At 62.0% G+C, this 13875-nt stretch carries 15 protein-coding genes; 3 read left to right on the top strand and 12 right to left on the bottom strand.

Features of this window, described 5'->3' with window-relative positions:
- Positions 1 to 3 precede the first annotated feature (3 nt).
- The 11 genes from cheD to flhD form a co-directional block, all read right to left on the bottom strand.
- A complete protein-coding gene (gene cheD / locus IFU00_06955; GenBank protein MBD8542024.1) occupies positions 4 to 600 on the bottom strand; it encodes a chemoreceptor glutamine deamidase CheD in 597 nt (198 codons plus the stop codon).
- Positions 601 to 615: 15 nt separating this feature from the next.
- Positions 616 to 1470, bottom strand: a complete 855-nt coding sequence (locus tag IFU00_06950) for a chemotaxis protein CheR (protein MBD8542023.1) — start codon at positions 1468 to 1470, stop codon at positions 616 to 618.
- An 83-nt stretch (positions 1471 to 1553) separates the two neighbouring features.
- Entirely contained in the window at positions 1554 to 2057 is a 504-nt protein-coding gene (locus IFU00_06945) for a chemotaxis protein CheW (protein MBD8542022.1), read from the bottom strand.
- 31 nt (positions 2058 to 2088) lie between these two features.
- Entirely contained in the window at positions 2089 to 4248 is a 2160-nt protein-coding gene (cheA, locus tag IFU00_06940) for a chemotaxis protein CheA (GenBank protein ID MBD8542021.1), read from the bottom strand.
- A 41-nt stretch (positions 4249 to 4289) separates the two neighbouring features.
- Positions 4290 to 4655, bottom strand: a complete 366-nt coding sequence (locus tag IFU00_06935) for a response regulator (GenBank protein ID MBD8542020.1) — start codon at positions 4653 to 4655, stop codon at positions 4290 to 4292.
- A gap of 80 nt (positions 4656 to 4735) precedes the next feature.
- Positions 4736 to 5284: a chemotaxis protein gene (locus IFU00_06930; protein MBD8542019.1), complete on the bottom strand. Its 549-nt coding sequence runs from the start codon at positions 5282 to 5284 to the stop codon at positions 4736 to 4738.
- Between the two features lie 34 nt (positions 5285 to 5318).
- A complete protein-coding gene (gene motB, locus IFU00_06925) occupies positions 5319 to 6254 on the bottom strand; it encodes a flagellar motor protein MotB (protein ID MBD8542018.1) in 936 nt (311 codons plus the stop codon).
- A 52-nt stretch (positions 6255 to 6306) separates the two neighbouring features.
- Positions 6307 to 7161 (bottom strand): flagellar motor stator protein MotA, encoded by an 855-nt coding sequence (gene motA / locus IFU00_06920; GenBank protein MBD8542017.1) that lies wholly within the window; start codon positions 7159 to 7161, stop codon positions 6307 to 6309.
- Positions 7162 to 7308: 147 nt separating this feature from the next.
- Positions 7309 to 8094 carry a class I SAM-dependent methyltransferase gene (locus IFU00_06915; GenBank protein ID MBD8542016.1) on the bottom strand — a complete coding sequence of 262 codons (786 nt, stop codon included), beginning with the start codon at positions 8092 to 8094 and terminating at the stop codon, positions 7309 to 7311.
- Positions 8095 to 8116: 22 nt separating this feature from the next.
- A complete protein-coding gene (gene flhC / locus IFU00_06910; GenBank protein MBD8542015.1) occupies positions 8117 to 8716 on the bottom strand; it encodes a flagellar transcriptional regulator FlhC in 600 nt (199 codons plus the stop codon).
- A 52-nt stretch (positions 8717 to 8768) separates the two neighbouring features.
- On the bottom strand, positions 8769 to 9086 hold the full coding sequence (gene flhD, locus IFU00_06905) for a flagellar transcriptional regulator FlhD (protein ID MBD8542014.1): 318 nt from the start codon (positions 9084 to 9086) through the stop codon (positions 8769 to 8771).
- A 575-nt stretch (positions 9087 to 9661) separates the two neighbouring features.
- Between flhD and IFU00_06900 the strand changes: the two genes are divergently transcribed.
- Genes IFU00_06900 through IFU00_06890 form a run of 3 tightly spaced genes read left to right on the top strand, consistent with a single transcriptional unit; the run spans position 9662 to position 11758 of the window.
- The gene (locus IFU00_06900) at positions 9662 to 10822 is read left to right on the top strand and encodes an acyltransferase (protein MBD8542013.1); all 1161 of its coding nucleotides are present in this window, start codon (positions 9662 to 9664) and stop codon (positions 10820 to 10822) included.
- The gene (locus IFU00_06895; GenBank protein ID MBD8542012.1) at positions 10812 to 11372 is read left to right on the top strand and encodes an alpha/beta hydrolase; all 561 of its coding nucleotides are present in this window, start codon (positions 10812 to 10814) and stop codon (positions 11370 to 11372) included. The genes IFU00_06900 and IFU00_06895 overlap by 11 nt, the downstream gene beginning before the upstream one ends.
- Positions 11369 to 11758 (top strand): GFA family protein, encoded by a 390-nt coding sequence (locus IFU00_06890; protein ID MBD8542011.1) that lies wholly within the window; start codon positions 11369 to 11371, stop codon positions 11756 to 11758. Before IFU00_06895 ends, IFU00_06890 begins: the two co-directional genes overlap by 4 nt.
- Positions 11759 to 11840: 82 nt before the next feature.
- Here IFU00_06890 and htpG read toward each other — a convergent pair whose 3' ends face one another.
- Positions 11841 to 13760: a molecular chaperone HtpG gene (gene htpG / locus IFU00_06885; GenBank protein ID MBD8542010.1), complete on the bottom strand. Its 1920-nt coding sequence runs from the start codon at positions 13758 to 13760 to the stop codon at positions 11841 to 11843.
- Positions 13761 to 13875 lie beyond the last annotated feature (115 nt).

Raw genomic sequence — 13875 nt, 5'->3', positions numbered from 1 at the left:
TGCTCAGAACAGGTCGATCGCGCCGCCGACCGGTTCGACCTTGAGTCGCTTGGCGTAATCGAGTTCGCGCTTGGCCAGCGTGTCGTTATGGGTCTGCATCAGCTTCTTGACCAGCACCTTGCCCGTGCGCGGGAAGAAAAACACCTTGCGCGGGTAGATGTCGTTCAGGTCTTCGGCCAGCACCGGAATCCGTTCGGTCTTCAGGAACTGCATGACGAACGCGGCATTGCGCTCGCCGACATTCATCGCGGTAAAGCCGCGCAGCACGGCGCCGCCGCCGAACACCTTCGCTTCGAGGTGTTCGCGGCGCGCGCCGGCCTTGAGCAGATCGTTGATCAGGATCTCCATGGCGAAGGTGCCGTAGCGCATCGAGGCCGATACCGGGTTGTTGGGCTCGGCCGCGCCGTCAGGCAGCATGAAATGGTTCATGCCGCCCAGGCCCGTGACGCGATCGCGGATGCAGGCCGATACGCACGAGCCGAGCACGGTCGCGATCAGCATGTTCTCTTTGGTGTAGAAGTACTCGCCGGGCAGGATCTTGGCGGCATCGATCGCGAACGTGCGGTCGTGGTACAGATTGGTTGCGAATTGGCTGTTCATGGTCGCCCTTCGTTCCTACGCCGTGCGCGCGTCGAGTTCATACACGGTCTTGCCGCGCAGGCGCAGGGAATCGGACACATACAGGAAGTTCTCGGAGTGGCCGGCAAACAACAGGCCGTGGCTCTTCATCAGCGGCACGAAGCGGCTCAGGATGGTGCGCTGGGTCGGCTTGTCGAAATAGATCATCACGTTGCGGCAAAAGATCGCGTCGAACTGCCCATCCAGCGGCCAGCCATCGGCCAGCAGATTGAGCGGCTTGAACGTCACGAGCGCACGCAACTCGGGGCGGATGCGCACCATGCCTTCGTGGGCGCCCTTGCCGCGCAAGAAGAACCGGCGCAGGCGTTCCGGCGACACCTTCTCGATGCGCTCCATCGGGTACACGCCATTGGACGCCGTGGCCAGCACATTGGTGTCGATGTCGGTGGCGATGATCTCGACTTTGGGCGTGAGCGTATTGAACGCTTCACAGGCCGTCATCGCGATCGAATACGGCTCTTCGCCGGTGGACGCGGCCGAGCACCAGATGCGCAGCGGGCGCGAATCCTTCTTGTGCAGTGCCACCAGGTGCTCGAGCAGCAGCGGGAAGTGATGGGCCTCGCGGAAGAACGACGTTAGGTTGGTGGTCAGCGCATTGGTGAACGACTCCCACTCGCGGTCCATGCGCCCTGCTTCCAGATCATCCAGGTAGCGCGTGAACGACTGGATGCCGGTCGCGCGCAGGCGCCGGGCCAGGCGGCTGTAGACCATCTCCTGCTTGCTGTCGGCCAGGGAGATGCCGGCGCGCTGGTGAATCAGCGCGCGCACCCGCTCGAAATCACGCCGGGTGAAATCGAACTCTTTATTGGTTTCTGTTTTCTGCTGCGGCACTGTGCGTGACTTTCTTGGATACGATGGGCGGGCTCGACGAGCCTGCCGGATTGTTGTGCTTCGTGCCGACGCAGACGGGTGGCTTACGCCGCCAGCTTGTCGATCAGGCCCATTTCGCTCGACGACATCAGCTTGTCGATGTCAACCAGGATCAGCATGCGCTCGTCGACGGTACCCAGGCCAATCATGTAGTCCGAATTGAAGGCGCTGCCCATTTCCGGGGCCGGCTTGATCTGGTCTGGCGTGAGCGTGGTGACGTCCGAGACGCTGTCGACCACCATGCCCATGATGCGGCCACCGATGTTCAGGATGATCACGACGGTGAACTGGTCGTACACCGGCGTGCCCAGCTTGAACTTGATGCGCATGTCGACCACGGGAATGATGATGCCGCGCAGATTGATCACGCCCTTGATGAATTCGGGGGCGTTGGCGATGCGGGTCACGGCTTCATAGCCGCGGATTTCCTGCACCTTCAGGATATCGATGCCGTATTCTTCCGAGCCCAGGGTGAAGGCAAGGAATTCGCTGCCGGCGCCGTCGTGCGCGGTGCCGTCGGTCGAGAGGGTGTTTGCCAGGTTGGACATGGTATTCCTTTGTTTGCAGTGAAAATAGAATTTATTGAACGACGGGATCGTCGGCCAGCTGGCGCGACGAGCGCACCAGCGCTGCCACGTCGAGGATCAGGGCAACACCACCGTCGCCCATGATGGTTGCGCCGGAAATCCCGGCCACTTTTCGGTAATTCGCTTCCAGGTTCTTGACGACCACCTGCTGCTGCCCGACCAGTTCGTCCACGAACAGCGCGGCCTTCTTGCCCTCGGTTTCGAGGATGACGACGATGCCGTCGGACGGGTCGCGGTGCACCGGTTCGATATCGAACATCTGGTACAGCGGGATCATTGGCAGGTATTCGCCGCGCACTTTCAGCACGCGTCCGCGGCCGGCGATCTCGCGCACGTCCTGCGGCGTCGGCTGCAGCGATTCGACAACGAACGACAGTGGCAAAATATAGATTTCTTCGCCGCTGCGGATCGACATGCCATCCAGGATCGCCAGCGTCAGCGGCAGCGAAATCGAGATCGTCGTGCCGAAACCGGCCGCCGAGCGAATGTCGACCGTGCCGCCCATCGCGGTGATATTGCGCTTGACCACATCCATGCCCACGCCGCGGCCCGACACGTCGGTGACGGTATCGGCGGTCGAGAAGCCCGGTGCGAAGATCAGTTGCCAGACTTCGGCATCCGTCATCGTGTCGGCCACGGCCAGCCCGTTCTGCGCCGCCTTGGCCAGGATTTTTTCGCGGTTCAGGCCGGCGCCGTCGTCGGCCACTTCAATGACGATATGCCCGCCCTGGTGCCCGGCCGACAGGAACAGGCGCCCTGCTTCGCTCTTGCCCGCGGCAATGCGCGCGGCCGGCATCTCGACGCCATGGTCGATCGAGTTGCGCACCAGGTGCGTCAGCGGATCGACGATGCGCTCGATCAGCCCTTTATCGAGTTCGGTCGCGGCGCCATTGGTGATGAAGTCGACCTTCTTGCCGAGCTTGCCGGCCAGGTCGCGCACCATGCGCGGGAAGCGCGAGAACACGAAGTCCATCGGCATCATGCGGATCGACATCACCGCCTCTTGCAGCTCGCGCGTGTTGCGGTCGAGCTGGCTGACCGACGACAGCAGGCGCTCGTGCAGGATCGGATCGAGTACGGCGCTGCGCTGCTCGAGCATTGCATTGGTGATGACGAGTTCACCGATCAGGTTGATCAGCTGGTCGACTTTTTCGACCGACACGCGGATGGACGACGACTCGTTCTTGTCATCCTTGCGCGCGGCTTTCTTTTCCAGCGCCAGTTCGGCCAGGTGCTCCACCACGTTCTGGGCTTGCGTGGCAAGCGCCGCTACCGGTTCCGGCGCGCTGTCGACGATGCCGGCGGCAGCGCGGATCTGCTCGATCGGCTGGAAGAAGCCGTAGCCGAGTTCGTCTTCGGACGGCTCGCCCGCGGCAGGGGCGATATCGTCGTCCGGGCCGAAGAAACCGTAGCCCTGGTCATCTTCGATCCGCTTGCGTTCGGCCGCCTCGATCAATCGCTGCTCGGGCGTGAGCGCCGGCGCCTCGAAGATTTTCAGGTCATCGGGATCGAGCACGAACGAGCAGATGGCGATGATGTCGTCCAGGCTTTCCAGCGTCGTGATGATGACGGCGGTGCGCCCGCCGTCGAGCGGCGCGACGGAGATCCGGCCCATCAGTCCGAGCTCGTCGACCAGCGCATCGATGTCGCGCTGCGCCACTTGCGGCAGTTCGATCTTGTAGCGGTGCGCGCCTTCGGTGGGCACGTCAACGCGTGCCGGCGCCGACAGGTAGGACGGTGCGACCACTGGCGCCGCCGGCACGAGGCCTTCGGCCAGGTCGTGCAGCGCCATGCGCACGTTGGCGACGACTTCGTGGTCGACGTGCTTGCCATGGCGATGGCCGTCGAGCTGCATCTTGAGCGCGTCCTTGGCCGCCAAAAACGCGTCCACGTGATTCGACGTCAGTGCCATCTCGCCCTTGCGGATGCGGTCGAGCAGCGACTCGAGCACGTGGGTGACGTCGCACATGTCGGTCAGGCCGAAGGTCGATGCGCCGCCCTTGACCGAGTGCGCGGTGCGGAAAATCGCGTTCAGGTCCTCGGCGTCGGGCGCTGCCAGATCGACGCCCAGCAGCAGGCGCTCCATTTCGGCGAGCAGTTCTTCTGCTTCGTCGAAAAAGACCTGGTAAAACTGGCTGATGTCGATGCTCATGGGGATGTCCGCTCGTGGTTGCCTAAGCCAAAATTCATGGCTTAACCGATCACTTTTTTGACCACCTCGATCAGGCGCTGTGGATCGAACGGCTTGACCAGCCAGCCATTGGCGCCGGCAGCACGGCCCTTGGATTTCATTTCATCCGACGACTCGGTGGTGAGCATCAGAATGGGCGTCTTCGCGTAGCCGGGCAACGTGCGCAGCGACTTGATCAGCGCCAGGCCATCCATCTTCGGCATGTTCTGGTCGGTCAGCACCAGGTCGACGGCCTGCAGCTTCGCCTTGTCGAGGCCATCCTGGCCGTCCACGGCTTCCACCACATGGTAGCCGGCGGCTTTCAGACTGAAAGCCACCATCTGGCGTAGCGAACTGGAATCGTCGACTGCGAGAATCGTTTTTGCCATCTTGTGCTCCTGCTGTTTTTACACCGGGCGGGCCCGGGTTGAATTGGTTGTTGAGTAAAATCGGTGCGGCGGCGGCGCGGTCAGAACAGCTCGACGTCGCCACTTTCCAGGTGTTTCTGTTCGACCGATCTGCGCAGCTTGCTGCGCAACTGAAGGGACTGGATCGCCAGCGCGACGCTGACCTGGCCCAGCCGGTCAACGATTTCGTCGCTGCCGTGGTCCGGTGCGATCCCTGCGCCATGGTCGTTCAGCGTGCCCAGAAAGTCACGCAAGCCCGCGACGCGGCGCAGTGTCCGTTCGATCAGTTGCGCCGTCAGGTCCTGGAACTGCATGCTGGTAATGGCCGTGTTCACGTGCTCGCTCACGTCGTCCGACATCGAGCCCAGCAGAACGCGATCTTCAAGCGACAGCACGCCGCCGGCGAGCATGCGGTTGATCGCTTCCTGGCGCGCACCGACGACGGCGTGCACTGCCACGAAGCTGCCGGTGAGCTTGTCGATAGCTTCTTCGAGCAGCAATTCGGTCTGGAGCAGATCGGCTTCCACTTCGGTCAGGTGGCGCCGGCCATGCACCGACACGCCTGACAGCAGGCGCTTGACATGCGATCCGAGTATCTTTTTTCTTGTCATCGTGTTCTCTCCAAACCTGCCCGCACAGCGTCGGTCATCGCGGTTTCACCGCATTTAACGTTGCCGTCGCTGCCGCCTCGGCGTCCTCGGCCGGCACGTCCAGCGTGGATGCATCGCGCCGCACCGCATCTTCGGTGCGCTTGTTCATGACGATGATGCTGATGCGCCGGTTGATCGGGCTGAACGGGTCGGTGGCGTCGAGGTGGGCGGCCGAGGCCAGCCCCACCACGCGCAGCACCTTATCGTCCTGCAAGCCGCCCAGGACCATCTCGCGCCGCGACGCGTTCGCGCGGTCGGCCGACAGTTCCCAGTTGCTGTAGCCGGCGTCGCTGTGATACGGCGTCGAATCGGTATGACCCGAAATCCCCAGCTTGTTCGGCACCTCATTGAGGACCATGCCGATGATGTGCAGGATTTCCTTCGTGTACGGCTGCAGTTCGGCCTTGGCCATCGCGAACATCGGGCGGTTCTTTTCATCGACGATCTGGATGCGCAAGCCTTCGCTGGTGATGTCGAGCAGCAGCTGGTTCTGGTACTTCTTGAGCATCGGATTGACCTCGATGGCCGACTCGATCCGTGCCTTCAGGTTTTTCAGGCGCTCGCCTTCTTCGCGCGCCAGCGCAGCCTTGGCCGCCTGCAGGTCGTAGCTCTTGCTGACCGGCGCCGAGTCGCCGCGCTTGACCTGGCCAGCGGTGCGCGTCAGGTCTTCGCCGCCGCCCTGGATGACGGACGACGAATCGCCAGAGCCCGAGCCGCCCTGCATCGCCACCTTCAGCGGGGTCTTGAAGTATTCCGAGATGCCCACCAGGTCGCCCTTCGCGGTCGAGCCCAGCAACCACATGAGCAGGAAGAACGCCATCATCGCGGTCACGAAGTCGGCGTACGCGATTTTCCAGGCGCCGCCGTGGTGGCCGCCGGCCACCTTCTTGATGCGCTTGATGACAATGGGACGTGCGTTGTCGTCAGCCACTCTCATGCTCCCTGGTGTATTGCGGCGAAAGATCGGATGCGGTCATCGCGGCTTACTTCTTCTTCTTGATGTGTTCTTCGAGCTCGGCGAAGGTCGGGCGCTCGGTCGAGTACAGCACCTTGCGGCCGAATTCGACGGCCAGCGCCGGCGCATAGCCGTTCAGGCTCGCCAGCAGCGTCACCTTCACGCACTGGAACATCTTGGTCGACTCTTCGAGCTTCTGCTCCAGCACGGTCGCCAGCGGGCTGACGAACGCATAGGCCAGCAGGATGCCGAGGAAGGTACCGACCAGCGCCTTGGCGATCAGGATGCCCAGTTCGGCCGGCGGCAAGCCGACCGATTCCATCGTGTGCACCACGCCCATCACGGCCGCCACGATACCGAAGGCCGGCAGGCCGTCACCGATCTTGGCGATCACGTGGGCCGGAATGGCGCCTTCGTGGTGGTGCGTCTCGATCTCGTTGTCCATCAGGTTTTCGATCTGCATCGCGTCCATGTTCCCCGACACCATCAGGCGCAGATAATCGGTCATGAATTCGATGATGTGATGGTCGGACACGACAGCCGGATACTTGGAAAACAGCGGCGACGCGTCCGGGGCTTCGATATCGCCTTCGATCGACATCAGGCCTTCCTTGCGGACCTTGGACAGCACGTCAAATTGCAGCGCCATGAGTTCCATGTACATGTCCTTCGTGTACTTTGAGCCCTTGAAAATGCTGGGAAACGCCTTGAGCGTCGCCTTGATTGCCTTGCCGCTGTTACCGACGAACAAAGCGCCGAACGCGGCGCCACCGATCATCAACAGCTCGATGGGTTGCCACAGCGATGCGAGGTGACCACCCGCCAGGGCAAAGCCACCAAACACGCAGGCACAGACGATGATGTAACCAACAATAACTAACAAGGGATTTTGCTCCAGAAAACCCGCGCCGCGTCGCGACATGTCGACTCGGAACCGGTAATTTCAGAAAATGTTTATTCAGGGAATTACTTTAGCTGGAGAAGTGCTGTCCGGCAAGCAAAACCACCCCGAAAACTCACCGTTTGTCTCTTAAAAGTCCCATATATACAAAGCGGGCCCGCCTGTGTATGGATGCACAACACGCGTCGGTGTTTGTCCGACAACGATGAATTCGTAACTGAAAAGCATCGAACCGGGGCGCATCTCGCGCGCGGCCTTGCGCCATAGCGCGGTCATTGCGGCCGGGGACAGGTAGGCGAACACGGCGTCGTAGTCGCCCAGGTCGAGTCGCTCATAGTCGCCACGGATGAAGGCGGCGGGACTGCGCGCCAGCTTCGCGCGCGCGAAACTGGCGAGCCATGGCAGCGGCGCGAGTTCGATACCCTCGATGCGCGCATCTGGCCGGCGGTGCTGCAGCGCCAGCACCAGTCCGCCGATGCCACTGCCAATGTCGATCACGCGCAGCGCCCTGCCCTGCGGCAGCGCGGCGTCGACCGCCTCCCACACCTTGCGCCCGGACGGGTAATACGGCACCTGCGTGCGATAGGTCGACCAGTACAGCAGCAGCAGGAACAGAAAGACGACGAGGAACGCCAATGGCGGAATCGCCAGCGTGCTGGTGGCCAGCAGCGCCAGCGGGAAACCAAACTGGATCGCGCGCCACCAGATGGCCAGGCCGCGCCACCAGGTCAGGCCTGCAGCAAGCAGGCCCTGGACCAGGGCCACGTGCCAGTATGAGACGACCAGGCCGCCCGTGGCGACCAGGTAGACGACGGCGAGCGTCAGGGGAAAGGCGGCGAGTTGCAGCAGCAGCGCCCGGATCGCGGGCGCGCCCAGCAGGCGCCGGGGCGACGGGGAGGAAGGTGATGCTGGCAAGGGTGGCAGCCGGCGGGCTGGATCAGGCCGGGTCCAGGCCTTCGGCCTGCTGCCCCGCCTGTTCGGCTTGTTCGTCGGCCCGGGCCTGGTCGAGGGCTTCCTTGGCCTTGCGCGTCTTGCCGGCGCGTGAAGGCATGTGGCACAGGCCGCACAGGTAGTCGCTGTTCAGGTCGAGGGCATTGACGATGAACTTGCCCTGGCACTTGCTGCAGGGGGCCAGTTGCAGCATGCCGCCATTGAAGAAGCGCACGAGCGTCCAGGCGCGCGTGAGCGAAAGCAACGGCTCTTCGTTCGGCGCCGGCGGCATTTGTTCGAGATAGAGTTTATAGGCCTTCATGACGGCCTGGATGCCGGTGGCGCCGGCATGCTCCACCAGGAACTGGTGGATATTGATGAACAACGACGAATGGATATTCGGTTGCCAGGTCAGGAACCAGTCGGTCGAGAACGGCAGCATGCCCTTGGGTGGAGAGACACCCTTGAGCTCCTTGTACAGCTTGAGCAGGCGTTCGCGCGACAGCGAGACTTCGGTCTCGAGCAGTTGCAGGCGTGCGCCCAGGTTGATCAGTTCAATGGCGAGCTGGATTTCCTGCGCCTCGGTGACAACGCTCTTTTTACTCATGGCGATACGGCTCCCGGCACTGTCGGCCTTACAGCAAGACCGCTGACAACGATTATACGATCTCTTCGACTGGCTGGCCGGCCATCAGGATGGCAGCGTGCGACTGGGCCAGGCTGCGTTCCTTCGTGTGGCTCGTCAGCATCGACAGGATTGCGCTGTCGTCGAAGCGGAAGCGGGCCAGCATCATGTTGCCGCCAGCAAGCTTCAGGATTTGCGCGTTGCTCATGCCTTCGATCAGGTCGGCGATGTCGGCCGAGACGCCCAGGCGGAAAATGGCAGTGACCTTGTCGGCACGGATCATTTGCTGAGCCAGCATCAGGTAGCTCAGGTTAGCGTCGCGAATTTCAGCCATCATGTCGTTCATCGTCATTTTCTCTCTCCAGTCGTTGTGTCGGCTGCCGTTGTGTTGCCGATGAGATAGATTCTGACCGTGGGGAAACTATTCTCAAATTGGAGAAAGTCTGTATTTTCAGTCAGTGAACGACGAGACGGACCCATAGGAGTTTGTCTGACAAACCCATCTGGTTCCCTATGAAGCCGCCGTAAAAATCGGGGCTGTTTGGTGCAGGAAAGCACCTTGATGATGTACAGCAACAAACCGCGTTTGTCGCAATTTTGCCACTCGGCAATTGCCGCTTATCTCTTTAACGGCAGCCCGCGGAACAACTTTAGGGTCAGTTTGAAAAAATTTTCACTATTTTTGCTGACCACACAACCTGCCCGACGCCGTCTGCTCTTCCATTTACGGCAGCCTCGCCACCAACTTTAGGGTAACCCGCAACTATTTTTGAATAATGTGCGCGGTTTGCTGCCTATCTGGGATTGTTATCGGATGGTCCCGCGGGAACTTTAGGGTTCGCCGCAAAAATTTTTGACGTTTTTTTTCGACGTATCCGTCCCTGGCCAAAAATCGTGCAATCGGCGTTTTGCTTTACTATTAATGCAATGCGCGCTCCTCCCACTCCCCTCAACCAGCCGTTCTCGGTGTACCTCGACCTGGTGCGCTTCCTGGCTGCGGTGGCCGTGGTGCTGATGCATATGCGCATGTTCAAGCTGGTCGATATTCCCGGTTCCCAGCACTGGACGCTGCTCGGCCGTGAATCGGTCATGGCCTTCTTTGTGTTGTCCGGCTTCGTCATTGCCTACACGACGCAGATGCGCCGCCCCGATGCAATCGACTTTACCGTCGCGCGTGCTGCCCGGATCTATTCGGTGGCCCTGCCCGTGCTCCTGCTGGGCTTTCTGTGCGCTTACCTGAGCCAGGGGCCGCATGTTCCCGGCATGGGCGCAAGCTACCAGGTGGCCAAACCCTGGTTTTATATCCCGTTCCACCTGCTGTTCATGGGCGACTTGTGGACACTGTCGGAGTACCCGCCCTGGCTCGGCCCCTGGTGGTCGCTCAATTACGAGGTGTGGTTCTACGTGCTGTTCGGCGTCGCCTGTTATGTGCGCCAGCCATGGCGCCTGCCGGCGATCGGCCTGCTGCTGGCCATCATGGGCTACAAGCTGTGGCTCCTGCTGCCCGTCTGGCTGGCCGGCGTCGCGCTGTACCACTGGCAGGCGCGTTACAGCCTGGGCCGTAGCACGGCGCGCGCCGGCTGGGCACTGAGCATGGTCTTGCTGGTGGCGTACGAGGCATACGGCATGGAGGAACTGCTACGCGCAGCCGGCAGGGCCAGCTGGCTCGGGCAGTACGTTGCACTCGGCAACGCCGACCGATTCCTGGCCGACTACGCCTTCGGCCTGATCGTCCTCCTCAATTTCGCCTGCGCCCGCTTCGCCGGCTTCACCGGCCTGCTGCGCGTGGCGCGCCCCATCCGGCTGTTCGCCGCCTATACGCTGACGCTGTACCTGTCGCATGCGCTGGTGCTGATCGGCTGGCCCGTGCTGTATCCGCATGATCCCGCCAGCGTGACTGACGTGCTGGCCCTGTCGGCCGCCGTCGCCCTCGCAACGGCCCTGCTCGGCATGGTGACCGAGCAACGCAAGGACGTGTTCAAGCGCCTGTTCGAGCGCGCGCTGCGTCCGCTGCGGCGCCCTGCACAGCGTGCAGTCCTGGCCTCGGCGCCGACCAACCCCATCAAGGAGAAACAAGATGACGTGTGACGTATTGATCCTGCCCGGCCTGTTCAACTCCGGTCCCCAGCACTGGCAATCGCTGTGGCACGAACGCAATCCCGCGTGGCGCCGCGCGGCCCACCGCGACTGGACCAACCCCGACCGCGACGAGTGGGTGGCCGAGATGGAAGAAGCCATTGCCGGCTGCAGCGGCGCCCCGGTGCTGGTGGCGCATAGCCTGGGCTGCATGCTGGTCGCGCATTGGGCACTGTCGGGCTCGCCCCTGAAAGTGGCCGGCGCCTTTCTGGTGGCGCCCAGCGACGTTGAACGGCCATCGTTCCCGATCCCGGCCGGCAACTGGGCGCCGATCCCGCGCACGCCGCTGCCGTTTCCCAGCATGATCGTGGCAAGCACGAACGATCCTTATGCAAGCCTCGCGCGCACCCAGTCGTTTGCCGACGCCTGGGGCAGCAAACTGGTCGAGATCGGCGACGCCGGCCACGTCACCACCGATTCGGGCTATGGCGACTGGCCCGACGGCATGCGTCTGCTGGACGCGTTTTGCGCTGACGTGACGGCGCAAAAAGAATCGACGTGACCACCTTTCACGGCAGTTGCCACTGCGGTTCAGTACGCTATGACGCCGACATCGACCTGGCCGCCGGCACGGTCAAGTGCAACTGTTCGATCTGCACCAAGATGCGGTTCTGGGCCTTTGTCGTCGCGCCAACGGCGTTTCGCCTGTTGCAGGGCCACGAGATGCTGCGCGACTACCGCTTTGGTGCGCGCCGTGATGGCCACGCGTTCTGCAGTACCTGCGGCATCCATGTCTTCACGACCGTCGCTGCGGGTCCGTTCATTGCCGTGACGGCCGCCAGCCTGGACGATCTACCGGTCGATGCGCTCATGGCCGCGCCGGTGCGCTACATCGATGGCCGCAACGACAACTGGCATACAGCGCCAGCCGAGGTGCGTCACTTGTAGGTGGACCAGCAGCGCTCATCAAAAAAAAAGCCGCCGCTCCCGGTGACGGGAACGGCGGCTTTTACGCTGACCGATCAGGCGCTTACTTCGCGCCAGCCAGCAGCATCTCGTTCAAGCGCTTCACGAACGACGCCGGATCGCTCAGGCTGCCGCCTTCGGCCAGCATCGCCTGATCGAACAGGATGTGCGACCAGTTGGCAAAGCGCGGGCTCGTGGTGTCTTCGTACTTCAGGCGCTGCACCAGCGGGTGGTCCGGGTTGATCTCGAGGATGGGCTTGGATTCCGGCGCGTCCTGGCCTGCTGCCTTGAGCATGCGCAGCAGATTGCCCGACAGCTCGTTGTCGTCCGCCACCAGGCAGGCCGGCGAATCGGTCAGGCGGAACGTCACGCGTACTTCCTTGGCCTTCTCGCCCAGCGCGCCCTTCATGCTCTCGACCAGTTCCTTGTAGCCAGCCTCGGTCTCGGCATGTTCCTTCTTCTCGGCTTCGTCTTCCAGCCCGCCCAGGTCCAGGCCGCCCTTGGCGACCGACACCAGTTCCTTGCCTTCGAACTCGGTGAAGAACGACAGCATCCACTCGTCGACGCGGTCGGTCATCAGGATGACTTCAACGCCCTTCTTGCGGAAGATTTCCAGGTGCGGGCTGTTCTTGCCGGCATTGTAGTTGTCGGCCGTGACGTAATAGATCTTGTCCTGGCCTTCCTTCATGCGGCCGATATAATCGGCGAACGAGACGGTCTGGGCATCCGAGTCATTGGCGGTCGACGCAAAGCGCAGCAGCTTGGCGATGCGGTCCTTGTTGGTCGCATCTTCGCCCACGCCTTCCTTGAGCACCTGGCCGAATTCCTTCCAGAAGGTCGCGTACTTGTCCTTGCCGGCCTGCTCGTCCGAGTTCGCCATTTCTTCGAGCATGCCCAGCACGCGCTTGGTCGAACCTTCGCGGATCACGCGCACGTCGCGCGATTCCTGCAGGATTTCACGCGAGACGTTCAGCGGCAGGTCGCTCGAGTCGATCACGCCCTTGATGAAGCGCAGGTAGGTCGGCATCAGCTGCTCGGCATCGTCCATGATGAAGACGCGCTTGACGTACAGCTTGATACCGCCGCGCTTGTTGCGGTCCCACAGGTCGAACGGCGCGTGCGCCGGCACGTACAGCAGCTGCGTGTATTCGCTGCGGCCCTCGACCCGGTTATGGGTATAAGTCAGCGGTTCCTGGAAGTCGTGCGAGACGTGCTTGTAGAACTCGTTGTACTGCTCTTCGGTGATTTCGTTCTTCGAGCGTGCCCACAGCGCGCTGGCCTGGTTCACGGTCTCGACGTCGTCCTTCAGGACGGTTTCCTTCTTTTCTTCGTCCCACTCTTCTTTCTGCATCACGATCGGCAGCGAGATGTGGTCCGAGTATTTGCGGATGATCGACTTGAGCTTCCAGGCCGACAGCAGTTCTTCTTCGCCGTCGCGCAGGTGCAGGATCACGTCGGTGCCGCGACCGGTCTTGTCGATCTGCTCGATGCTGTAGTCGCCTTCACCGGCGGACTCCCAGCGCACGCCTTCGGACGCGTCGGCGCCTGCGCGGCGGGTCTCGACCGTGATTTTCGACGCGACGATGAAGCCCGAGTAAAAGCCCACGCCGAACTGGCCGATCAGCGCGGCATCCTGCTGCTGGTCGCCGGACAGCTTGCTGAAGAATTCCTTGGTGCCCGACTTGGCGATGGTGCCCAGGTGCGAGATCACTTCGTCACGGTTCATGCCGATACCGTTGTCCGAGATCGTGATCGTCTTGGCGGCAGCGTCGAACGCCACCTTGATTTTCAATTCGTGGTCGTTGCCGTACAGGGCGTCGTTGTTGATCGCCTCGAAGCGCAGCTTGTCGGAGGCATCCGACGCGTTCGAGATCAGTTCGCGCAGGAAGATTTCCTTGTTGGAGTACAAGGAGTGAATCATCAGTTGCAGCAGCTGTTTTACTTCAGCCTGAAATCCAAGGGTTTCTTTTTCGGCATGTGCCATCTTGTTCCTCGTTAAAGACAATAGGGTTGGTCAGACCCGGACGCATATGTGGCCCTGCCGGGGGATTTCAAGAGATATTTTTGATAAGCAATATCGCGCGGCGCCGGTGACCCCG

Source organism: Oxalobacteraceae sp. CFBP 8761 (genome assembly GCA_014841595.1).
In the GTDB taxonomy this organism is placed as follows: Bacteria; Pseudomonadota; Gammaproteobacteria; order Burkholderiales; family Burkholderiaceae_D; genus Telluria.
Note: the sequence above shows the minus strand (reverse complement) of the source record. Positions and strands in the feature narration are given on the sequence as shown.

Excerpts from the sequence above, each read along its gene's own strand:
- cheD (MBD8542024.1), bottom strand. The coding sequence starts at position 600 with ATGAACAGCCAATTCGCAACCAATCTGTACCACGACCGCACGTTCGCG.
- IFU00_06945 (MBD8542022.1), bottom strand. The coding sequence starts at position 2,057 with ATGTCCAACCTGGCAAACACCCTCTCGACCGACGGCACCGCGCACGAC.
- cheA (MBD8542021.1), bottom strand. The coding sequence starts at position 4,248 with ATGAGCATCGACATCAGCCAGTTTTACCAGGTCTTTTTCGACGAAGCA.
- IFU00_06935 (MBD8542020.1), bottom strand. The coding sequence starts at position 4,655 with ATGGCAAAAACGATTCTCGCAGTCGACGATTCCAGTTCGCTACGCCAG.
- IFU00_06930 (MBD8542019.1), bottom strand. The coding sequence starts at position 5,284 with ATGACAAGAAAAAAGATACTCGGATCGCATGTCAAGCGCCTGCTGTCA.
- flhC (MBD8542015.1), bottom strand. The coding sequence starts at position 8,716 with ATGAGTAAAAAGAGCGTTGTCACCGAGGCGCAGGAAATCCAGCTCGCC.
- flhD (MBD8542014.1), bottom strand. The coding sequence starts at position 9,086 with ATGACGATGAACGACATGATGGCTGAAATTCGCGACGCTAACCTGAGC.
- IFU00_06900 (MBD8542013.1), top strand. The coding sequence starts at position 9,662 with ATGCGCGCTCCTCCCACTCCCCTCAACCAGCCGTTCTCGGTGTACCTC.
- IFU00_06895 (MBD8542012.1), top strand. The coding sequence starts at position 10,812 with ATGACGTGTGACGTATTGATCCTGCCCGGCCTGTTCAACTCCGGTCCC.
- htpG (MBD8542010.1), bottom strand. The coding sequence starts at position 13,760 with ATGGCACATGCCGAAAAAGAAACCCTTGGATTTCAGGCTGAAGTAAAA.